Genomic DNA, 21,283 nt, shown 5'->3' on the forward strand with positions numbered 1-21,283 from the left:
CGGCCGGTCGTCATGCGCCCGCGCCCACCAGGTGCGGCTCGGCAGCCGCCTCGGTGAACATCGTCCGCTCGGCGTACTCGCCCTTCTTGCCGATGTTGAAGCTCGACACGGGCCGGAAGTAGCCCATGACGCGGGTCCAGACCTCGCAGGGGACGGGTTCGGCGTCGGGCCGCTCCGCGGCGCACCGGTCGCAGAACAGGTGCTCGCCCGCGAGGTAGCCGTGCGTCGGGCACAGGGAGAACGTCGGCGTGACGGTGAGGTACGGGAGCCGGAACCGCTCGAGCGCGCGGCGCACGAGGGCGGCGCAGGCCACCCCGGAGGACAGCTGCTCGTTCATGTAGAGGTGGAGCACCGTGCCGCCGGTGTACTTCTGCTGCAGCTCGTCCTGCATCTCGAGAGCCTCGAAGGGGTCGTCGGTGTGCGCGACCGGCACCTGCGAGGAGTTCGTGTAGTACGGCTGCTGCTCGGTGCCGGCCTGGAGGATGCCGGCGAACCGCTTCCGGTCCTCCTTGGCGAACCGGTAGGTCGCGCCCTCGGCGGGCGTGGCCTCGAGGTTGAACATGTGGCCGGTCGACTCCTGCACGTCGACCAGACGCGCGCGCACGTGGTCGAGGATCCGCGCCGTCATCTCGTGGCCCTCCGGGTCGGTGAGGTCGAGCCGGTCGCCGGAGAAGTTGCGGACCATCTCGTTCATGCCGTTGACGCCGATGGTGGAGAAGTGGTTGTCGAGCGTGCCGAGGTAGCGGCGCGTGTACGGGTAGAGGCCACGGTCGATGAGGTCCTGGACGGTGGTGCGGCGCTGCTCGAGGACGTCGGCGGCGAGATCGACGAGCCGGTCGAGCTCGGCGACGAGGGCGCCCTCGTCCCCGGCGAACCGGTAGCCGAGGCGGGCCATGTTGACGGTGACGACACCGACGGACCCGGTGAGCTCGGCCGACCCGAACAGGCCGTTGCCCCGCTTGAGGAGCTCCCGCAGGTCGAGCTGGAGCCGGCAACACATCGACCGGATCATCCCGGGGTCGAGGTCGGAGCTGATGAAGTTCTGGAAGTACGGCAGGCCGTACCGCGCCGTCATCTCGAACAGGAGCCGCGCGTTGTCGCTGTCCCAGTCGAAGTCCTTGGTGATGTTGTACGTGGGGATGGGGAACGTGAAGACCCGCCCGGCGTCGTCCCCGCGACTCATCACCGTGAGGAAGGCACGGTTGACGACGTCCATCTCCGCCCGCAGGTCGCCGTAGGTGAAGTCGCAGACCTCGCCGCCGATCACCGGGTGGACGTCGACGAGGTCCGCCGGGCAGGTCCAGTCGAGGGTGAGGTTGGTGAACGGGGTCTGGGTGCCCCAGCGCGAGGGGACGTTGAGGTTGAAGATCAGCTCCTGCATGCACTGCTCGACCTCGTCGTCGGTCATCGAGTCGAGGCGGACGAACGGGGCGAGGTAGGTGTCGAACGAGGAGAACGCCTGCGCGCCGGCCCACTCGTTCTGGAGGGTGCCGAAGAAGTTGACGATCTGGCCGCACGCCGACGAGAGGTGCCGCGCGGGGGCCGAGGAGATCGCACCGGGCACGCCGTTGAACCCCTCCTCGAGCAGCCGGCGCAGCGACCAGCCGGCGCAGTAGCCGGCGAGCATGTCGAGGTCGTGGATGTGCAGGTCCCCCTCGCGGTGGGCGGCCCCGGCCTCCGGCGCGAAGACGTGGGAGAGCCAGTAGTTGGCGACGACCTTCCCCGAGGTGTTGAGCATGAGGCCACCGAGCGAGTAGCCCTGGTTGGCGTTGGCGTTGACCCGCCAGTCGGCGCGGTCGAGGTACTCCTCGATCGTGCTCCTGGGGTCGACGAGGGGTGCTGCGCTCACGGTGCGTCCTCCTCCGACGGTCCGGCCGATCGGCCGGGTGAGTTCCGCACGCTAGAGGTCACGCCACTAGATCTTGTGGTCATTTCTCTCTGCGACACAAGATGTAGTGGTGCATAACGGTCGCCCCGTGGAATCTCGACGACGGAGCGGGACCTTGGTCCCGGTCCGTCCCGAGGTGTTCACGGCCTCGGCGCACAATGTGCCGGTGACCTCCCTCGTCGACCTCCTGCGCCGCATCGGCGCCGACGACGAGCGCCTCGTCCACCTCGAACACCTGCCGGCGCGACCCGCGCGCACGGCCGACTGGCCCGACTGGGCCGATCCCGACCTCGTCGCCGGGTACCGCCGCCTCGGCGTCGCACGACCATGGACGCACCAGGTGACGGCCGCCCAGGCCGTCCACGAGGGGCGGCACACCGCCGTCGCCACCGGCACCGGATCGGGCAAGTCGATGGCGGTGTGGCTCCCCGCGCTCTCGGCCGTCCGCGCCGGGGCGCTCGCGGCCGTCGGGCCCGACGCCGGGTCGATCGCCCGCCACACTCGCCGCCCCACCGCTCTCTACCTCGCGCCGACCAAGGCCCTCGCCCACGACCAGGCAACGGCGCTGGAGTCCCTCCTCGCCGCGAGCACACCGGCCTCGGCGCGCGTGGCGACGTGCGACGGCGACACCCCCGACGCCGAGCGGGACTGGGCACGCGAGCACGCCGACGTCGTCCTCACCAACCCCGACTTCGTCCACTACTCGGTGCTGCCCTCGCGCCGCCGTTGGGAGCGGATGCTGCGCGGGCTGTCCGTCGTCGTCGTCGACGAGGCGCACGCCTACCGCGGCGTCCTGGGCGCGCACGTCGCGCTTGTCGTGCGCCGGCTCCTGCGCGTGGCCCGGCACCTCGGCGCGGACCCGACGGTCGTCTGCCTGTCCGCGACGAGCGCGCAGCCCGGTGTCGCGGCGGCCCGGATCGTCGGCACGTCCCCCGACGAGGTGGTGGTGGTCGACGACGACGCCTCCCCCGCCGGCGACCGCTACCTCGCGCTGTGGCAGCCGGCCCCGGCCGACCGCTGGGGTTCCGCCACTGCCGAGAGTGCGGTTCAGGTGGACGACGTCGAGAGTGCGGCTCAGCGGGCGAGGACGGGCACCGCGGGCGGCGGCCTCGTCGACGACGCCCCACGCGGGGGCTCCGACGACGACCCGTGGGCGCTGCCCGCCGACGCCGTCGCCGCCGAGGAGGAGGGACTCGACCGGGACCAGGCCGACGAGATCGAGCGCCGCTCCGCGCTCGCCGAGTGCGCCGAGCTCGTGGCTGACCTCGTGCCGGCAGGCGCCCGGACGCTCGCGTTCGTCCGCTCCCGCCGTGGGGCCGAGGCGCTCGCCGAGTCCGCCCGCCGGCACCTGGCATTCGTCTCGCCGGCGCTCGCCGACACCGTCCGCGCCTACCGGGGCGGGTACCTCCCGGAGGAGCGGCGCGAGCTCGAGGCACAGCTGCGCTCGGGCGAGGTCCTCGCGATGGCGACGACCAACGCGCTCGAGCTCGGCATCGACGTCTCGGGGCTCGACGCGGTCCTGCTGTGCGGGTGGCCGGGGTCGCGCGCGTCGATGTGGCAGCAGGCGGGGCGGGCCGGTCGCGCGGGCGCGGACGGCGTGGCGGTCCTCGTCGCCTCGGCCGACCCCCTGGACTCCTTCCTCGTCCACCACCCGGAGGCCGTCCTCGGGGAGCCGGTCGAGGCCACGGTCTTCGACCCGGCCAATCCCCACGTGCTCGCCCCGCACCTGTGCGCCGCCGCCGCGGAGCTCCCGCTGACGGAGCCGGACCTCGCGCTCTTCGGGATCGACGACGAGCGTGGTCTTGCCCTGCTCGACCACCTGACGAACGCGCTCGGCCTGCTCCGCCGCCGACCGACCGGGTGGTACTGGGACGTGGCCAACAGCGTGCGCGCGCAGGACCTCACCTCGCTGCGCGGCAGCACCGAGCGGCAGGTCCAGATCGTCGAGTCCGCCACCGGCACCGTGCTCGGCACGGTCGACGCGGCGGGCGCCGACACCGCCGTGCACCCGGGTGCGGTCTACGTCCACCAGGGCCGGGTGCTGCTCGTCGAGACGCGGGTCGACGACGTCGCAATGGTCACCGACGGCGCCCACCTCCCCTACCGGACGCGGGCGCGCAGCAGCTCGAGCGTCCGGTTCCTCTCCGAGGAGACCGTGGTCGAGCGCGGCGGCGTGCGCTGGGCCACCGGCGAGGTCGAGATCACCGGCCGGGTCGACTCGTTCGTGCGCTACCGGGTCCCGGACCAGCGGCAGATCGGGGTCGAGCAGCTCGACCTCGAGGCCCGGACGTTCCGGACCGTGGGGACGTGGTGGACGCTCGACGAGGACACGGTCGAGGCGGCCGGCATCGATCCGGGCCGCCTCGGCGGGGCGCTGCACGCGGCCGAGCACGCCTCGATCGGCATGCTGCCGCTGCTCGCCACGTGCGACCGGTGGGACATCGGCGGGCTCTCGACCGAGGCGCACGACCAGACCGGACGGCCCACGGTCGTCGTCCACGACGGGTTCCCCGGCGGCGCCGGGTTCGCGCGCCGCGGGTTCGACGCCTCGGTCGAGTGGGTCCGCGCCACGCTCGAGACGGTGCGGACGTGCCCCTGCGTCGCCGGCTGCCCGCGCTGCGTGCAGTCGCCCAAGTGCGGGAACGGCAACTCACCGCTCGACAAGGCCGGGGCGATCCGGCTGCTCACCCTCCTGTCCGAGGCCGCCGATCAGCACCCCGACGCCGAGCCGTTCGTCCCGCCCGCCGGCGAGATCTGACCGGGTCCCGACCGACGGCCCGCGGTCGCCGCACAGCTCCCCGGGCGTCGGCGTGCCCCACGCCAGGCACTCACCGCACCGGTCCGGCCCGGGCGTGGGCCACGGCGTCGTAGGTCCCGAGCACGCCGAGGTCGACGACGACGGTCGCCGAGACGACCACCTCCTCGTCCTCGACCGTGCACGAGAGCGCGACCGCGTCGTTCTCCCCGACCACCCGGGCGGACCGCGCGCACGCCTCGGCGGGCACCGTGCCGTGCTGGACGGCACCCGCCGCGGCGAGCGACCCGAGGTCCGCTGCGCCCTGGGCCTCCTGGCGCGCGACCTGGACGCGGGCGAGGGCGAGCACGCCGACGAGGAGCACGAGCATGGCGGCGACGACCCCGGCGACGAGGACGGTCGCCGCTCCCCGCTCGGGGTCCGTCCGGGGCCGGCGCTCGCCACGCGCCTCCCGGGACCCGCCCGTCACGGCGTGCCCCCGACCAGCGCCTCCTCCGGGACGGCGCTCGCGCTCGCCGTCACCTGGCCGCCGGTCACGGCGAGCGGGCCGGGCCAGCCGGCGACGACCTCGACGACGACGAGGCCGTCGTCCCGCCGGACCGTGATCGTCGCGTCGTCCGGGGCGAGCTGCCGCGCGTGGGCGAGGACCACCTCGGAGCTCTCGCCCGCGGCGGCCGCCCGGGCACCCGCCTGGGCCGCGTCCGTCGCCCGGATGTGCTGCGCCCCGGTCGCGATGGCGGCGAGGACGAGCAGGAGGACGAGGGCGACGGCGGGCAGGACGACGGCGAGCTCGGCGGTGACCATGCCGCGCTCGTCGTCGTCGGGGCGGGTGTCCCCAGGGGCGGGAGCCCGGCGCGCGGCCGGGGGCCGGGCACTGGGCCCGACCCCCGGCTGTGGGCGCGTGGACATCAGACTCCGAGCGCCCGCGTGATGAGCCCCGTCACCATGGAGATGACGGCGTCGCCGTTGAGGATCCCGATGAGGGCGGCGGCCAGGCCCGCCGCCGCCACGGTGCCGATGGCGTACTCGGCGGTCGCCATGCCCGCCTCGGGGTCCTCCGCCGCGAGCTCGTGCCGCGAACGGAGCGTGGTGCTGAGGCGGTGGGCCGCCTGGGTGATCGTGTGCATGTCGTCAGTCCTTCCCCGGTTCCAACCGGTGTGCGCCCGACCCGGTGCCGGGCTCGCAGGACCAGGCTGCCGAGATCGCGCGGTCCGCCGTCGGGCACCCGCCTCGGCCTGTGCACAGGGATGCAGCACGGCAGCCTGTGGGGACCGGAGCGCTCAACCGCCGAGGAGGTCGAGGCCGGCGCCGAGCACCACCGGGAGGATGCCGAGCAGGACGAACGCCGGCAGGAAGCACAGGCCGAGCGGGAGGACGAGACGGACGCCGAGGCGCGCGGCGGCCTCCTCGGCGACGCGCGCCCGGTCGGCCCGCAGGTTCGTCGCCCGCACGTCGAGGAGCGGGCCGGGGTCGGCGCCGTCGTTCCACGCCGGCTCGAGGCAGTCGGCGAGCGCCCGCGCGTCCGGCGGGACGTCGGCCCACGCCTCCTCCCAGGGCGCTCCGAGGAGCAGGAGCTCGCCCGCGGTGCACAGGGAGCCGGCGACCGTGCCGTCGCCGATCTCGGCCACCGAGTCCCCGAGGGCACGCAGGGCGCCGGGGACCGAGCTCCCGGCCGCGAGCGTCGCCGCGCACAGGTCGAGCAGGACGGCGGGGTCGAGGCGGAGACCGGGCAGCTCCGGGCGGTGGGGCGGCTCCGGCTCCGGGGCCGGACGGGTGAGCAGCCAGGGTGCGACGGCGGCCAGCGCGAGGAGGAGCAGCTGGAGGTTCATGCGTCGGCCGTCTCGGCCCGGCGCTCCTCACGGAGCACCCACCACCAGCCCGCGACGAGGAACGTCAGGCCGAGGACGAGGCAGACGGTACCGATCCCGCCGTCGAGGAGGACCGCGACCGGGTCGGCGCCGACGGCCGCCCCCAGCAGCAGGCCGAGCAGCGGGAGCCAGCCCAGGAGCCGGCCGGTCGCGCGCGGCCCGGCGAGGGCCACGGTGCGGGCGCCGGCGGCGCGGGCGGACTCGGCGATGCCGGACGCGCTGCGGTCGAGGATCTCGGCGAGCGGCGCACCGGTGGCGTGCGTGACGCGGCAGGCCGCCACCACGCCGGCGAGCGCCCCTCGGGCGGAGGCCCGCTCCGCCCGGCTGCCGAGCCTCGGCCCCTCGCGCCGTCCCAGGCCCGGACGACCGCCGGAGGGGTCGCCCCCGGCACCGGGACCGGCACCAGGCCGGGCACCCCGCCGGCCGACCCCGAGCCGCTCGGCCAGAGAGATGAGCTCGACCGGCACGCCGCTGTCGTCGAGCACGGCGCCGCGCACGGGTGTGCCCGACGATGCAGCCCTCGCCCCACCCGACGACGCTCCCGCCGATCCGACCGTCGGCGCACCTCTCGACGCGGCCGACGCACCCACGGTCGACACCCCGGAAGCCGCACCCGCCGGCGTGGCGATCCCGGAGCGGTCGAGCGCGAGCGCCCAGGCCCGGGCGGGGTCCGACCCCGCCCGCAGACGCATCGCCACCTCGGAGACGAGGAGTCCGGGGTCGAGGCGTGCCCGTCGCACGCGCCCGCGACGACCCCGAGCAGCGCCCACCCCGGCCACACCGCTCGCACGCCGGGCGAGTCGCCGCACCCGCCGCGGGGGCGGCGCGAGGAGCAGCACGGCGAGCGCCACGAGGAGGCCCGCACCCAGCGCGCCGGGGCTCATGCGACCGCCACTCTCGCACCGGCCCCGAGCGCAGCAGCCACGGCCGCATCCCCGACCCGACTGGCCAGCCGGTCCACGCCCGGCCCGGCGCTCACCCGCCCGTCCGCCGCGACGGTCAGCGCCTCGACGCACTCGAGGCGGTCGCCGATCCGGTGCAGCACCCCGACCTGGGCGAGGTGCCGCCGTCCGTCGGTGCGCCGCAGGTGGACGACCGCGTCGATCCCGGAGGCGGCCTGCGCGGCGAGGGTCGACTCGGACATGCCCGCGAGCGCCGCGAGCGCGACGAGCCGGCTCGGCACGTCCTGCGCGGTGTTCGCGTGGACCGTCGCCCACCCGCCCTCGTGCCCGGTGTTGAGGGCGCCGAGGACGTCCCGGATCTCGGCGCCCCGGCACTCGCCGAGCACGATGCGGTCCGGGCGCATGCGCATGGCGGCCCGGACGAGGTCCGCGAGGGTGATCTCGCCGGCCATCTGCACGTTGGGGCGCCGTACCTGGAGGTGGACGACGTGCGGGTGGGCGGGCCGCAGCTCGACCGAGTCCTCGAGGCACACGATCCTCTCGCCGGGGTCGGCGAGGCCGAGGAGCGCGGCGAGCGTGGTCGTCTTGCCCGTGCCCGTCGCGCCCGAGAGCACGACGTTGGCCCGCGCGGTCACGAGCGCGCGCAGCACCGGCGCCGCGTGCGCGGGCACGGCTCGCAGCGCCACGAGGTCCGCGAGCGAGAGGGTCGTGTCCCGGAAGGTGCGCAGCGAGATCGTCGTGCCGTCGGCGGCGAGCGGCGGGATGACGGCGTGCAGCCGGGTCCCGTCGGGCAGGGTGCCGTCGACCACCGGAGCGGCGTCGTCGAGGCGGCGGCCGCACGCCGCGGCGAGCCGGGTGGCCAGTCCCCGCACCGCGCCCTCGTCACCGAGGACCCGCCGCGGGTCCGGCACGCGCACGAGCCCGTCGCCACGGTCGGCCCACACGCCGGTGGGACCGTTGACGAGGACGTCCGTGACGTCGGGGGCGGCGAGCAGCGGGGCGAGCAGCGTGCCCGCGCCGAGGAGCTCGGCCCGCAGGTCGTGCTCGAGCCGCAGGAGGGTGCCCGAGCCGAGCGCCCCGGCGGTCCCGGCGTCGAGGGCCTCGCCGAGGGTGCGGCCCGCCGCGACCTCGGCGCGCACCCAGGACGCACCGGACCGGGCGGTCGGGCGCGCCCTCACGAGGCGATCCCCAGCGCCCCGGCGGCCTCCTCGGCGGCGCTCCGCAGGGGGCCGCGCCGCGTGCCCGGCACCACCCCGTGCTCGACCCCGGCCTCGAGGGAGCGCACGTGCTTGACGACAGTGCGCAGCGGCAGCCCGCAGGCCTCCGCGACGTCGGTCGCGAGGACGTCCTCGCCGGCCCGACGGCGCACGACGAGGGACACCTCGGGCCCGCCCGGCGTCGCCGCCAGCGACCTCGCCACGGCCGCCGCCGCACCACCACCCCGCAGGCCGGCGCCAGCCACGAGCAGCAGGTGGTCGAGCTCCTCGACCAGGGGGTGCCGTCCGTCGTCGGAGCGGGCGAGCACGGTCCGCGGCAGGTCGAGGACCATGACGTCGGTGGCCTGGGCGACCGCTCGCACGGCGCGGGTGACGACCGGCTCGTCGACGTCGGCCCCGCCGCGCAGGTCGCCGCCGAGCAGGCGGACGTGCTCGAACGCCGGCAGCGAGGTGGTGAGTCGGTCGGGCAGCAGGGTGCCCTCCTGGCGCCTGAGGTCCGCCCACCGGGTGCCGGGGTCGCGCTCGAGCCCGGTGAGCAGCTCGACGACCCCGCCGGCCGGGTCGAGGTCGACGAGCACCGTCGGGGTCCCGGCCCGCACGGGCACGCGGGACAGCGCGACGGCGAACGTCGTGGCGCCCGCCCCGCCGTGCGCACCGACCACGCCGACCCGGACGGCACGCGCCGTGACGGCGCCCAGCAGCAGGTCGAGCAGCCGCTCCTCGTCCCGGGGCACCTGGAGGCGGGCACCCACCTCGGGTCCGGCGACGACGACGAGCTCCCCCGCGCCCACGTCGTCCAGGACGATCGCCGCGCCCCGCCAGTCGTCGCTCACCCGCAGGCCGCCGAGGTCGGCGAGCCGCCGCACCGCGGCCCGGCCGGCCGAGTCCGGGTCCCCTCCTCGCACGGCCGCGACCGCCGTCGTCCCACCCATGGTCCTCCCCACTCCCCGGCGCACCCTGCGCCGTCCGGACCGACGCTGCCGCAGCACGAGCTCGGCGCGCTCCCCCGGCGTCCCGCCTGTGGACAGATCGCCGTGAGGACGCCCTGTGGACCCGCGTGCCCGTGCGCCGGTCGCCCGCCGACCACCTCGGCGCCGCCGACCGGAGAACCGTCGAGGCGGGGAGCACGGCCCCCTCCCGGCGTCGCTCGGCACCTCGGCCGCGCGACTACCCTGGTCCCGACTCGCCCGACCCGCGGGCGCCCGACCGGAGGGCCAGTGCTCGATGTCGTCGCCGTCGGGAGTCCCTCCCACTCCGGAGTCCGCGGAGACGCCCGACGAGACCGACGGCGCCCCGCCCCGCCCCGACACGGGTGACGCCACCACAGCAGGAGCCACCACCCCCGGTGCCACCGGCACGCGAGCCGCCCGCACCGGCGCGACCTCGGCCGGACGCGCCCGTCGCAGCCGCCCGTACCGGCGCCGCACCCGGCTGCCCCAGCACGCCTGGGCCGTCGTGTTCGCGATCCTCCTGGTCCCCGGCACGGTCGGGGTCCTCGCGGTCCTGCCGTGGGCCTCGGACCGGGTGGTCGCGGCGTCCGGTACGGGTACCGCGCTCGGCCCGACAGCCGCGCTCCTCGGCCTCACCCTCGCGGCCCTCACGCTCAGCTGGCTCGTCGGGTGGGCGACGGCCGTCTTCTCCTCCCTCACGTCCTGGCTGTACGCGCTCGGCGCCTGGCTCGTGGTCTCGCTCTCGTCGGACCGGCTCGCGCAGGCCGAGGTCGCCGCGCCGTTCCGCCGGGCCGCGGACGGCCTGCGCGTCCTCGCCGAGCACGGGACGGCCACGGTCGCGGTCGTCCTCGTCGCGGGCGTCGCGATCGGGACCTCGATCGCCCGCCGCAACGGCCGGTCGGACGAGCGCGCCGAGGCGACGACCGGCCACGAGCGCCCGCGCCGCGGCGACCACGTCCTCGCCACCGCGCCGGCCGTCGCCCTCGGGGCACTGGGCGCGTGGCTCGTCGCTCTCGCGTCGCCGGGCGTGCCGGACGGCAACGGATGGACGTCGTGGCTCCTTCTCCTGGGCGCGCTCGTCCTCGCCGCCTGCGCGGCCACCGCCGGCATCTCCTCGATCGGCGGGCAGATCGCCGGCGGCCTGCTCGTCGTGCTCTGCCTCCTGCACACCTCGCTCCTGGGCACCGGCCCCTCCCCGGTCGAGCTGGACCCCGGGCAGTCCTCGAGCGCGCTGGCGGACGGCACGCTCCTCGTCCTCGGCATCGTGCTGGCGATGGGGGTCTCGGGGGCGCACTGGGCGCGCCGCTCGGGCAAACGCTACGAGCGCACCGAGATGGCCATCGCCCAGGTCTCCCGTGCCGCGCGGCAGGCACGCTCCCGCCGCGTGTGACGCCCGCAACGCGCCGGGGCGCCTCCGCGGCGCGTGCCGGGTGCGGTCGTAGCGTGGCGTGACGAGCGGTGGGAGGCGGTCCCGCCGTACCCACGCCAGGCCGAGGAGGCAGTCACGGTGACGGACAACCCGAGCACGGACGGGTCGCGCACGTCGGCCGACGACGAGCTCGCGGCGGCCCGGCGCCGCGCCCTCCTGCCCACCTCCTCCCCCGAGCGGCTCCGTCCGCACGGCGGGGACGACACCCTCGCGCGCATGCCGGCGGTCGGGTCCGACGAGGCGGAGCGGTCCGTGGAAGGCACGAACGCCCCCGACGACGACGCACCCCGCGACGTCCCACCCGCCGACGACGCCACCGCGCCGGTCGACGAGGTCGAGGTGGCCCCCGACGCGCAGGTCGACGAGCCCGGCGCGATCCCGGCCACTCACGCCGACGAGTCGCAGACCGACGAGCCGCAGACCGACGAGCCGCAGACCGACGACGCGGTCCCGGTGGACGACCAGGCCCCGCACGGCGCGACCGGGAGCGGTGCGCGCGCAGCCGACCCGGCGGAGGCATGGGAGACGTCGATCGACGCCCCGCCCGCACCCACCGGCGAGGACCTCGACGAGCACCCGCAGGGCGGTGCCGGAGACGACACCCGGGCCGTCGACACGAACGAGACGCGGCCGATGACGGCTCCCGACGGCGACGAGACCCGGCCGCTGGACGGCCCCGCGCAGGACCAGACCGGGGACGCGGACGCCGCCAGCACGGCTATCCACGCACCCGGCGACGCATCGCCCACCGAGGACGACGTCGACGCCGACAGCTGGGACGCTGCCTTCGCCTCCGGCGGCGACGGGGTCCCCACCGCCACCGACCGCCCCACCGGTACCGGGGCCGCCGGTGCGACCGCCGCCGGTGCGACCGCGACGGGCGCAGCGACCGCCACGGCCGACGACGACTCCCCGGCCGACGGCTCGGAGGCCATCGACGCGTCCGCCGCCGAGCCCTCCGACACCGACACCTCGGGCGACGACACCTCGGACGACGACGACTCCTGGACGCCGCTGTTCGCCGCGTCCCGCGCGGCCGTCGCCCGCAGCGGCAGCAGCGCCGGGTCCGCCGACTCGGCCACCGGGCACGCCGCCGGGTCCGCCGATTCCGACGGGACAGCCACGACCCGCACACCGGATGCCGCCGGCGACGCCACCACCGACGACCCGGGGACCGGCTCCGGCGCGGCGACCGCCACGCTCGCCACCGGTGCCGCCGGCCTCGCCGCCCGCGGCCGCCGCACGCCCGAGGGCACGGCCGCCGGGGCCGCGAGCGGGACCGCCGCCGGCGCCACCTCGGCCGACGCCCGGACCACGGGCCGGACCACCGACCGACGCTCGACCGAGGACGGACTGCCCGACACCTGGCGCGGGGACGCCCCCCAGGACACCCCGCCGAGCCGTGGCGCCGGCACCCACCTGTGGGTCCTCCTCGCCTCGCTCGTCCTCGCCCCGGTCGCCTGGTACCTCGTCACCGACGCGGGCCGTCGGCTCACCAACGGCGAGAACACCGCCTGGGTGACCGGCGACGTCGTCGTCGAGCACGTGGCGGAGCTCGGGGCGGGCGCCGTCCTCGTCCTGCTCCTCGTCCTCCTCTCCCGGGTCAGCTCGATCGGCGCCTGGGTGTGGGGAGTCGTGGGCACGCTGCTCGGCGCCGCCTGGCTCGTCGTGCCCGGCCCGCTGTCCGACCTGATCCAGCCGGTCCTCGACGGGATCAGCGACCTCTCGGGGGTCGGCGCGCTCGGCGAGAACGTGGCCGCCCACCTCGTCACCGACGGATCGTCGGGCCGTCTGCTGCTGTACGGGCTCGCGCTCGTCGGCGTCGCCGCCGCCACGCACGGGGCGCGCAGGGCCGGCCGCGCGGAGGGCGTCTTCGCCGCGGAGGAGCAGCGCGCCACCCGGCCCCGGGGCTAGGCTCGTTCCCGGACACGAACCGGGCCCGCGTGGCCCGCAACGGCAAAGGGGCCCCGAATTGACGACCGACGACCTGACCGGCGGCGTGGACAACCTCCTCACCGAGACGCGGACGTTCGCGCCCGACCCGGACTTCACCGCACAGGCAAACGCCGGCGCGGAGCTCTACGAGCGCGCCGCCGCCGACCGCGAGGCGTTCTGGCTCGACCAGGCCCGCGACCTGCTCACCTGGCGCACGGTGCCCACCGAGTCCCTCGACTGGTCGGGCGCGCCCGTCGCCCGCTGGTTCGCCGACGGCACGCTCAACGCGTGCGAGAACGCCGTCGACCGGCACGTGGCGGCCGGCAACGGCGACCGCGTGGCCATCCACTTCGAGGGCGAGCCGGGCGACCGCTACGACCTCACCTACGCGGAGCTGCTCGAGCAGGTCTCGCGCGCCGCGGGTGCGCTGGAGGCGCTCGGTGTCACCACCGGGGACCGCGTGGCGATCTACCTGCCGATGATCCCCGAGGCCGTCGTCGCGATGCTCGCCTGCGCGCGGATCGGCGCCGTGCACTCGGTCGTGTTCGGCGGGTTCTCGGCCGACGCCCTCCACTCGCGGATCATCGACGGCGACGCCCGGCTCGTCATCACGGCCGACGGCGGCTGGCGGCGCGGCAAGCAGCTCCCCCTCAAGCGGGCCGTCGACGACGCGCTGGCCAAGGGCGGCACGAACGTCGAGCACGTGCTCGTGGTGCGCCGCACGGGCCAGGACACGGACTGGACCGATGGCCGCGACGTCGAGTGGGCCGAGGCCCTCGCCGCCGCGCCGGCCACCCACGAGCCGGTCGCCGTCGAGGCCGAGCACCCGCTGTTCATCCTCTACACCTCGGGCACCACGGGGAAGCCGAAGGGCATCCTCCACACGACCGGCGGCTACCTCACCCAGTCGCAGTACACGTTCCGCAACGTGTTCGACCACAAGCCGGGCCAGGACGTCTACTGGTGCACGGCCGACGTCGGCTGGGTCACCGGGCACTCGTACGTCACCTACGGCCCCCTCGCCGACGGCGCCACGCAGGTGGTCTACGAGGGCACGCCCGACGCCCCGCACCAGGGCCGCTGGTGGGAGATCGTCGAGCGGTACGGCGTCACGCTCCTGTACACGTCCCCGACCGCGATCCGCACGTGCATGAAGTGGGGCGAGGAGGTCCCGGGGAAGTTCGACCTCACGAGCCTGCGGCTGCTCGGCAGCGTCGGCGAGCCCATCAACCCCGAGGCGTGGATGTGGTACCGCCGCGTCATCGGCGGCGAGCGCACCCCGATCGTCGACACGTGGTGGCAGACCGAGACCGGCGCCATCATGATCGCCCCGCTGCCCGGCGTCACCGAGACGCAGCCCGGCTCCGCGACCCAGCCCCTGCCCGGCATCTCGGCGGAGGTCCTCGACGACGCGGGCGAGGTCGTGAGCAACGGCCAGGGCGGCTACCTCGCACTGACCGCCCCGTGGCCGTCGATGACGCGCGGCATCTGGGGCGACCCGCAGCGCTTCGTCGACACGTACTGGTCGCGGTTCCCGGGCCGCTACTTCGCCGGCGACGGCGCCCGGAAGGACGACCGCGGCGACATCTGGTTCCTCGGCCGGGTCGACGACGTGATGAACGTGTCCGGGCACCGCCTCTCGACCACCGAGATCGAGTCGTCCCTCGTCTCGCACCCCAAGGTCGCCGAGGCCGCGGTGGTCGGCGCGAGCGACGACACGACCGGCCAGGCCGTCGTCGCGTTCGTCATCCTGCGCGGGGACGCGGTCCACGAGGCGGACGAGGTCGGGGAGGGCGCCGACGTCGTCGCCGAGCTGCGGACGCACGTCGCCACCCAGATCGGCCCGATCGCGCGCCCGCGCACCGTCCACGTCGTCGCCGAGCTGCCGAAGACCCGCTCGGGGAAGATCATGCGGCGCCTGCTGCGCGACGTGGCCGAGGGCCGCGACGCCGGCGACGTGACGACGCTGGCCGACACCACGGTGATGGACCAGATCGCCAAGGGGATGTCCCAGGCCTGACGGCCCGGACCTCTGCCCCCGGGTCAGACCACCCCGACGCGGGGGCAGAGGTCCGCGAGCACGCACGCGCCGCAGGCGGGCGCGCGCGACGTGCACACGGCGCGCCCGTGGGCGATGAGCCGGTGACAGGCGAAGGTCCAGTCCGCCTCCGGGAGCTCGCGGGCCAGGTCCTTCTCGACGGCGAGGGGCGCGTCCGCCGCAGTGAGCCCGAGGCGCCGCGCGAGCCGGCCCACGTGGGTGTCGACCGTGATCGCCGGGACGTCGAAGACGTTGCCGAGGACGACGTGGGCGGTCTTGCGCCCGACCCCGGGCAGCGCGGTCAGGGCGTCCCGGTCGGCGGAGACCTCCCCCGCGTGGTCACGCTCGAGGGCGGCGGCCAGACCGATCAGCTGGCCCGCCCGCCGCGCCTGGAACCCGAGGACGCGCACGACGGCGCGCACGTCGTCCTCGGACGCGGCGGCGAGATCGGCGGGCGTGGGCCACCGGTCGAACAGCTCGGGGGTGACGGTGTTGACCCGTTCGTCCGTGGTCTGCGCCGACAGCACGGTGGCCACGAGCAGCTCGAACGCGTTGCGGTGGTCGAGGGCGCAGCGGGCGTCCGGGTAGGCGCGCTGCAGCGCGGCGTCGATCTCCCGACCGCGCCGGGTGCCGCCGCCACGGCCCGCACCACCTCGTTCGCGGCGTCCGACCGACACCTCGGCGGCCGTCTGCGCAGATCCCCGGACCACGAAGCGATGGTACGTCGCGGCGAGGCTGGGTGCCCCGCGTCACAGGTGATGGCAGGATGGGGAGGTAGTGCCCCGAGGTACTGCCGCCGCGAGAAGAAGGAGAAGCGCCGTGGATGGTGACGTCATCGACTCGGTCCCGCTGTTCGAGGACCTCGAGGAGGCCGATCGCGCCGCCCTGTTGCAGGTCATGGGGCAGATCAAGCTGCGCCGTGGGGAGATCCTGTTCCGAGAGGGTGAGCCCGGCGACCGGATGTACATCCTCCTCGACGGCAAGGTGAAGGTCGGGCACCGCTCGGCCGACGGCCGCGAGAACCTCCTGGCGGTGCTCGGCCCCGGCGAGCTCCTCGGCGAGCTCACCCTGTTCGACCCGGGACCCCGCTCGACGACGGCGACCGCTGTGGCGCCGACCCGGATGCTCGTCCTCGAGCACCGCGACCTCATGGAGTACATCGACACCCGTCCGGGCCTGGGCAAGCGCCTCCTGCGCTCGCTGGCCCAGCGCCTGCGCCGCACGAACACCGCGCTCGGCGACCTCGTGTTCTCCGACGTGCCGGGTCGCGTGGCCAAGGCACTGCTCGACCTCGCCGACCGGTTCGGCGAGTCGACCTCCGAGGGCGTCCACGTCCCCCACGACCTCACCCAGGAGGAGCTGGCCCAGCTGGTCGGCGCCTCCCGCGAGACGGTCAACAAGTCGCTCGCCGACTTCGTCTCCCGCGGCTGGATCCGCCTCGAGGGTCGCGCCGTGCTGCTCCTCGACATCGAGCGCCTGCGCCGCCGCGCCCGCTGACCCGACCACGGCGTGACGGCGCCCCGGCCTGCGGGCCGGGGCGCCGTCGTCGTGCATGGGTCCCGTCGTCCCGCGCAGGTTCCGCCGCCGTGCGCGGGTGGGCGCCTACGGGCCGGGCTCAGGCCTCGTCGGGCGAGACCTCGACGAGCAGCTCGACCTCGACGGGGACACCCAGCGGGAGCACCGCGACCCCGACCGCGGAGCGCGAGTGCGTGCCGAGGTCGCCGAAGATCTCCCCGAGCAGCTCGGAGGCGCCGTTGACGACCTGGGGCTGCCCGGTGAAGCCGGGATCGGAGGCGACGAAGCCGGTCACCTTGACGACCCGCGTGATCGCGTCGAGCGACCCGGTGAGCGAGCGGACCGCTGCCAGGGCGTTGAGCGTGGCCGTGCGAGCGGCGGCGTAGGCGTCCTCGGGCGAGACACCGGCGCCGACGAGGCCGACGTGCGTGGGTTCGCCGCCGACGACGGGAAGCTGGCCCGAGGTCTGGACGTGCGTGCCGGTCCGCACGGCGGGGACGTAGGCGGCGACCGGGGTGGCGACCGGCGGCAGCTGGATCCCCAGCTCGGCCAGGCGGGCCTCGGCGCCCATCAGGCGCCCGTCGGACGCTTGAGGTAGGCCACCGGGTTCGTGGTGCCCTCGGGGCCGGGGACGATCTGGACGAGCTCCCAGCCGTCGGCGCCCCACTGGTCGAGGATCGCCTTGGTCTGGTGGCTGATGAGCGGGATGGTCGCGTACTCCCAGGTAGTCATGCGCCGATCCTATGGCGGCGGGACCTCCGGGGGCACCTGCCGACCGCCCGGTGGGTCAGCTGGTGGCGCGCGCCATGAGGAGGCGCGGAGCCTCGGCCTGGCTGAGCTGCGCGATGACGGCGTCGTCCTCGCGCCGCAGGGCCTCGCTCCAGGAGGTGACGGCGGGGTACCGGCGCTGCAGCGCGCGGCGCTCGCGCTCGGTGAGACCGCCCCACACGCCCTGGACCGGTCCCGCCTCCAGCGCGTCGGCCAGGCACTCGAGTCGGACGGGGCAGGCGAAGCACACGGACCGGACCTGTCGTTGCGCGGGGCCCTCGGCGAACAGCACGTCGGGGTCCAGATCAGCGCACGCTGCCCTCATCGTCCAGCTTGCGTCACTCAACGCGATACACCTTTCTTTGCAGCCGGTGCCGCGACGAACCGGGACGGACGTTGCCGGAACGAAACGCGACCCGCCGAAAGTAGCCCGGATTCCTGGGTTATGGGAAGACCCATTCTCACAGATGAGACCAATTCGCCACGAAGTCCTCTCCCCCGCGTGACCTGTCGCTCACCCCGACGGGCACCGCGCTGCGTACCCTGACGCACATGAGTCGCAGCTCCTCACGGCCCCGTCGCGCCCTGCGCGTGGACCAGGCGATCGTCACGCTGCTCGCGTTCGTCCTGGTCTCGGTGATGGGGGGCCTGCTGAGCGCGGCGCTCGTGCTGCCGGCCGTGGCGACGACGGGCCAGGTCACGCGGGCCGGGACGGAGCTGTTCAGCGACCTGCCGGCCGAGCTCGGCATCCCCGAGCCCTCCGAGCGGTCGACGATCCTCGCCTCCGACGGCACGGTGCTCAGCACGTTCTACGCGGAGAACCGGATCATCGTCGAGTCCGAGGCGATCGACGCCGACATGAAGAACGCCGTGGTGGCGATCGAGGACGAGCGGTTCTACGAGCACAACGGGGTCGACCTCCAGGGCATCATGCGGGCGACCGTCAACAACCTCACCGGCGGCGCGCTCGCCGGGGCGTCGACCCTCACGCAGCAGTACGTGAAGAACCTCCTCATCGAGCAGGGCCGCCGGTCCGGCGATGCGGAGGCCATCGAGGGCGCGGTCGAGACCTCGCTCGGCCGCAAGCTCCGCGAGGCGCAGCTCGCCATCGCGCTCGAGCAGCAGCAGTCGAAGGACCAGATCCTCACGGGCTACCTCAACATCGCCCAGTTCGGTCCCTCGGTCTACGGCGTGGAGTCGGCGGCGCAGCACTACTTCAACCACTCGGCCGCCGAGATGAGCGTCGCCGAGTCGGCCCTGCTGGCAGGCATCACGCAGTCCCCGGCCCGCTGGGACCCGGTCGCGCACCCGGACAACGCGGAGGTCCGCCGCAACCTCGTCCTCGACAACATGCTGCGGCTCGAGTACATCACCGACGAGCAGCACGAGGAGGCGGTGGGCACCCCGGTCGAGGAGATGCTCGACGTCACCTACACCCAGAACGGGTGCGGGGCCGCCGGCAACGCCGCCTACTTCTGCGACTACGTGGTCAAGGAGCTCCTCGCGAACGAGTCGTGGGGCGAGTCGCTGGCCGACCGGCAGGGGATGCTCTACCGCGGCGGCCTGACCATCACGACCACCATCGACCTCGAGCGGCAGGCCGCGGCCTACGAGACGGTGACCGCGAACGTCCCCGTCACGGACCCCTCGGACATCCGGATGGCGCTCAGCTCGATCGAGCCCGGCACCGGACGCATCCAGGCCATGGTCCAGAACACGAACTACGGGCCACCGACGGAGACGGACCAGGACGCCACGCTCATCAACCTCAACGTCGGCACGGACCGCGGCGGCGGCAACGGCTTCCTCACGGGGTCGCTGTTCAAGACGTTCACCCTCGTCGAGTGGGTGAACTCCGGTCACTCGATCCGTGACCGCGTCAACGCCACCGACCGCATGTTCCCCCGCGGGGAGTGGAACATCTCGTGCGCCCCGGAGCTGCGGGACAACTACGAGCCCGGCAACCTCGAGAGCGGCCTCGGCGCCGCCAACGGCATGGTCACCGTGCGGGACGCCACGGCCCGCTCGATCAACACCCCGTTCATCGAGATGGCCGCGGACATGGACCTGTGCGCGATCCTCGACACGACGGCCGCGATGGGCATCGACACCCAGGCCAACGGCACCGAGATGATGCCGCGCCCCTCGATGGTGCTCGGCACGAACCAGAACACGCCCCTGCAGATCGCCGAGGCGTTCGCGACCCTCGCCGCCGGGGGCGTGCACTGCGACCCCGTCGCGATCCTCGAGGTCACCGACTCGGCCGGCAACGACGTGCCGGTGCCGCCCTCGAACTGCGCGGAGGTCCTCGCGCCGGAGGTGGCGGCGGAGGTGACGACGGCCCTGGAGTCGGTCGTCCAGCCCACGGCCACCGGGTCCAACGCCGTGCTCGAGGACAACCGTCCGGCGGCCGGCAAGACCGGTACCGCCAACGCCGACGCCGCCGCCTGGTTCTCCGGGTACACCCCCCAGCTCGCCACAGCGATCTGGATGGGCCACATCGACTCCAACGAGTCGATGTTCGACTCGACGATCAACGGCCAGTTCCACCCCGAGGTCTACGGCGGTCTCTACCCGGCGATGGTGTTCTCCGAGTACACGAACCGCGCCCTCGAGGGCGAGCCGGTGCTGCAGTTCCCGGACGCGACAGCGAACCGGCCCTCCACCTCGGACGACGACGACGAACCCAGCGTCGCCGTGCCCGACGTCGTCGGATACTCGGTCGACGACGCGACGACCCTCCTCGAACGCGCGGGCTTCGAGGTGAGCGTGGGCGCCGAGCGCTCGTCCGAGTGGCGCGCGGGCGGCGTCGCGGCGAGCAGCCCCGCCGCCGGCTCGTCCGCGCCGCGCGGGTCGACCGTCAACATCTACCCGTCCTCGGGCCCGGCGAGCGAGGAGCCGAGCTCCGAGCCGCCGACCACGCCGGATCCCACCACGGAGCCACCGGACGAGGACGAGGACGAGGACCCGACCACCGAGGCGCCGTCGGGCGGTGACGACTGATGGCCGCACCCTGGCGCGGCGTCCTGCGCAGCGTCGGCCGGGGGGCCGCCACGGTCGGACGCGCGGCGTGGCCGTACGCCCTGGCCGCCGTTCCCGCGGGCGTGGCCACGTGGGGCCTGGCCGAGACCCGGATGTTCACGCTGCGGCACGACCGCGTGACGACCCTGACCGCCGGCAGCGAGCCGCTGCGGATCCTCCACCTCTCGGACCTCCACCTGCTGCCCACCCAGCGAGCCAAGCTGCGCTGGCTGCGCTCGCTCAAGGACGTCGAGGTCGACCTCGTCGTGGTCACCGGTGACCTCATCGCCTCGCCCGACGCGATCGAGCCCCTGCGCCAGGCGCTCGGCGGCTTCCTCGACGTGCCGGGGTTGGTGGTGTTCGGATCGAACGACTACGTCGCCCCGCGCTGGCGCAACCCCCTGCGCTACCTCGCGGGCCCTTCCTCCGAGGACGAGGAGGACCACCCGCCGACGACGCCGCTGCCGACCGACGAGCTGCGCGCGATGCTCACCTCGGGGGCGTGGGTCGACCTGACCAACCGCCGGGGATCGGTCGAGGTGCGCGGCGTGCGCGTGACCGCGGTCGGCGTGGACGACCCCCACCTGGACCGGGACCGCTTCCCCGCCCCCGACGCCGAGGCGGCGGAGGTGCCCGAGGGGCCGAGCGTCCACCTCGGCGTCACCCACGCGCCCTACACGCGCGTGCTCGACGACATGGCCGACGACGGCTGCGACCTCATCCTCGCCGGGCACACGCACGGCGGGCAGGTGCGCGTGCCCTTCTACGGGGCGCTCGTGACGAACTGCGACCTCGACACCGGGCGCGCGTCCGGGCTGCACGGCTGGCCCGGGGAGCGCCCGGACCGCAAGGGCGGGGAGGTCTCGACCTGGCTGCACGTCTCGGCCGGCCTCGGCACGAGCCCCTACGCCCAGGTGCGGTTCGCGTGCCGGCCGGAGGCCACCGTGCTCACGCTCGTCACGCCCCGCGGAGAGGGCTGAGTCCGGGCCGCTGCCCG

19 protein-coding genes are annotated in these 21,283 nt (G+C 75.0%); 7 read left to right on the forward strand and 12 right to left on the reverse strand.

The features are described 5' to 3' along the window. Nucleotides 1–10: 10 nt before the first annotated feature. Nucleotides 11–1,849, reverse strand: a complete 1,839-nt coding sequence (locus tag AC24FB_RS06175) for a ribonucleoside triphosphate reductase (protein WP_425714380.1) — start codon at nucleotides 1,847–1,849, stop codon at nucleotides 11–13. Between the two features lie 205 nt (nucleotides 1,850–2,054). Here AC24FB_RS06175 and AC24FB_RS06180 point away from each other — a divergent pair, with 205 nt between their 5' ends. Further along, on the forward strand, nucleotides 2,055–4,646 hold the full coding sequence (locus AC24FB_RS06180) for a DEAD/DEAH box helicase (protein ID WP_425714379.1): 2,592 nt from the start codon (nucleotides 2,055–2,057) through the stop codon (nucleotides 4,644–4,646). Between the two features lie 70 nt (nucleotides 4,647–4,716). Here AC24FB_RS06180 and AC24FB_RS06185 read toward each other — a convergent pair whose 3' ends face one another. From AC24FB_RS06185 to AC24FB_RS06215, 7 genes are all read right to left on the reverse strand, one after another. Then, a complete protein-coding gene (locus AC24FB_RS06185; RefSeq protein ID WP_425714378.1) occupies nucleotides 4,717–5,112 on the reverse strand; it encodes an Rv3654c family TadE-like protein in 396 nt (131 codons plus the stop codon). Next, the gene (locus AC24FB_RS06190) at nucleotides 5,109–5,552 is read right to left on the reverse strand and encodes a TadE family type IV pilus minor pilin (RefSeq protein WP_425714377.1); all 444 of its coding nucleotides are present in this window, start codon (nucleotides 5,550–5,552) and stop codon (nucleotides 5,109–5,111) included. The genes AC24FB_RS06185 and AC24FB_RS06190 overlap by 4 nt, the downstream gene beginning before the upstream one ends. Further along, complete coding sequence (locus tag AC24FB_RS06195) at nucleotides 5,552–5,770, reverse strand: DUF4244 domain-containing protein (RefSeq protein ID WP_425714376.1); 219 nt, start codon at nucleotides 5,768–5,770, stop codon at nucleotides 5,552–5,554. The genes AC24FB_RS06190 and AC24FB_RS06195 overlap by 1 nt, the downstream gene beginning before the upstream one ends. Nucleotides 5,771–5,923: 153 nt before the next feature. Beyond that, nucleotides 5,924–6,472 carry a type II secretion system F family protein gene (locus AC24FB_RS06200; protein WP_425714375.1) on the reverse strand — a complete coding sequence of 183 codons (549 nt, stop codon included), beginning with the start codon at nucleotides 6,470–6,472 and terminating at the stop codon, nucleotides 5,924–5,926. After that, nucleotides 6,469–7,395 carry a hypothetical protein gene (locus tag AC24FB_RS06205; protein WP_425714374.1) on the reverse strand — a complete coding sequence of 309 codons (927 nt, stop codon included), beginning with the start codon at nucleotides 7,393–7,395 and terminating at the stop codon, nucleotides 6,469–6,471. The genes AC24FB_RS06200 and AC24FB_RS06205 overlap by 4 nt, the downstream gene beginning before the upstream one ends. Further along, complete coding sequence (locus AC24FB_RS06210) at nucleotides 7,392–8,591, reverse strand: TadA family conjugal transfer-associated ATPase (RefSeq protein ID WP_425714373.1); 1,200 nt, start codon at nucleotides 8,589–8,591, stop codon at nucleotides 7,392–7,394. The genes AC24FB_RS06205 and AC24FB_RS06210 overlap by 4 nt, the downstream gene beginning before the upstream one ends. After that, on the reverse strand, nucleotides 8,588–9,562 hold the full coding sequence (locus tag AC24FB_RS06215) for a CpaE-like family protein (RefSeq protein WP_425714372.1): 975 nt from the start codon (nucleotides 9,560–9,562) through the stop codon (nucleotides 8,588–8,590). Before AC24FB_RS06215 ends, AC24FB_RS06210 begins: the two co-directional genes overlap by 4 nt. Before the next feature lie 292 nt (nucleotides 9,563–9,854). Here AC24FB_RS06215 and AC24FB_RS06220 point away from each other — a divergent pair, with 292 nt between their 5' ends. The 3 genes from AC24FB_RS06220 to acs all read left to right on the forward strand — a co-directional run bounded on the left by AC24FB_RS06220 (nucleotide 9,855) and on the right by acs (nucleotide 14,964). Continuing rightward, complete coding sequence (locus AC24FB_RS06220) at nucleotides 9,855–10,970, forward strand: hypothetical protein (protein ID WP_425714371.1); 1,116 nt, start codon at nucleotides 9,855–9,857, stop codon at nucleotides 10,968–10,970. A gap of 117 nt (nucleotides 10,971–11,087) precedes the next feature. Continuing rightward, on the forward strand, nucleotides 11,088–12,923 hold the full coding sequence (locus AC24FB_RS06225) for a hypothetical protein (protein WP_425714370.1): 1,836 nt from the start codon (nucleotides 11,088–11,090) through the stop codon (nucleotides 12,921–12,923). Between the two features lie 58 nt (nucleotides 12,924–12,981). Next, complete coding sequence (acs, locus tag AC24FB_RS06230) at nucleotides 12,982–14,964, forward strand: acetate--CoA ligase (RefSeq protein ID WP_425714369.1); 1,983 nt, start codon at nucleotides 12,982–12,984, stop codon at nucleotides 14,962–14,964. Between the two features lie 23 nt (nucleotides 14,965–14,987). Here the strand turns inward: acs and nth are convergent, their stop codons facing one another. Then, the gene (nth, locus tag AC24FB_RS06235; RefSeq protein WP_425714368.1) at nucleotides 14,988–15,692 is read right to left on the reverse strand and encodes an endonuclease III; all 705 of its coding nucleotides are present in this window, start codon (nucleotides 15,690–15,692) and stop codon (nucleotides 14,988–14,990) included. A gap of 109 nt (nucleotides 15,693–15,801) precedes the next feature. On the opposite strand from nth, the gene AC24FB_RS06240 reads away from it, so the two are divergent. After that, nucleotides 15,802–16,479 (forward strand): Crp/Fnr family transcriptional regulator, encoded by a 678-nt coding sequence (locus AC24FB_RS06240; protein ID WP_425714367.1) that lies wholly within the window; start codon nucleotides 15,802–15,804, stop codon nucleotides 16,477–16,479. Nucleotides 16,480–16,597: 118 nt separating this feature from the next. Here AC24FB_RS06240 and AC24FB_RS06245 read toward each other — a convergent pair whose 3' ends face one another. Genes AC24FB_RS06245 through AC24FB_RS06255 form a run of 3 tightly spaced genes read right to left on the reverse strand, consistent with a single transcriptional unit; the run spans nucleotide 16,598 to nucleotide 17,590 of the window. Then, a complete protein-coding gene (locus AC24FB_RS06245) occupies nucleotides 16,598–17,068 on the reverse strand; it encodes a RidA family protein (RefSeq protein WP_425714366.1) in 471 nt (156 codons plus the stop codon). After that, entirely contained in the window at nucleotides 17,068–17,229 is a 162-nt protein-coding gene (gene sp36 / locus AC24FB_RS06250) for a Sp36 family protein (RefSeq protein WP_425714365.1), read from the reverse strand. Before sp36 ends, AC24FB_RS06245 begins: the two co-directional genes overlap by 1 nt. 55 nt (nucleotides 17,230–17,284) lie before the next feature. Further along, nucleotides 17,285–17,590, reverse strand: a complete 306-nt coding sequence (locus tag AC24FB_RS06255; RefSeq protein WP_487561418.1) for a WhiB family transcriptional regulator — start codon at nucleotides 17,588–17,590, stop codon at nucleotides 17,285–17,287. 227 nt (nucleotides 17,591–17,817) lie between these two features. On the opposite strand from AC24FB_RS06255, the gene AC24FB_RS06260 reads away from it, so the two are divergent. Both AC24FB_RS06260 and AC24FB_RS06265 read left to right on the forward strand, forming a co-directional pair. Continuing rightward, on the forward strand, nucleotides 17,818–20,268 hold the full coding sequence (locus AC24FB_RS06260; protein ID WP_425714363.1) for a transglycosylase domain-containing protein: 2,451 nt from the start codon (nucleotides 17,818–17,820) through the stop codon (nucleotides 20,266–20,268). Continuing rightward, nucleotides 20,268–21,266 (forward strand): metallophosphoesterase, encoded by a 999-nt coding sequence (locus AC24FB_RS06265; protein WP_425714362.1) that lies wholly within the window; start codon nucleotides 20,268–20,270, stop codon nucleotides 21,264–21,266. The genes AC24FB_RS06260 and AC24FB_RS06265 overlap by 1 nt, the downstream gene beginning before the upstream one ends. Nucleotides 21,267–21,283: the final 17 nt, after the last annotated feature.

Source organism: Georgenia sp. Z1344, from assembly GCF_057652375.1.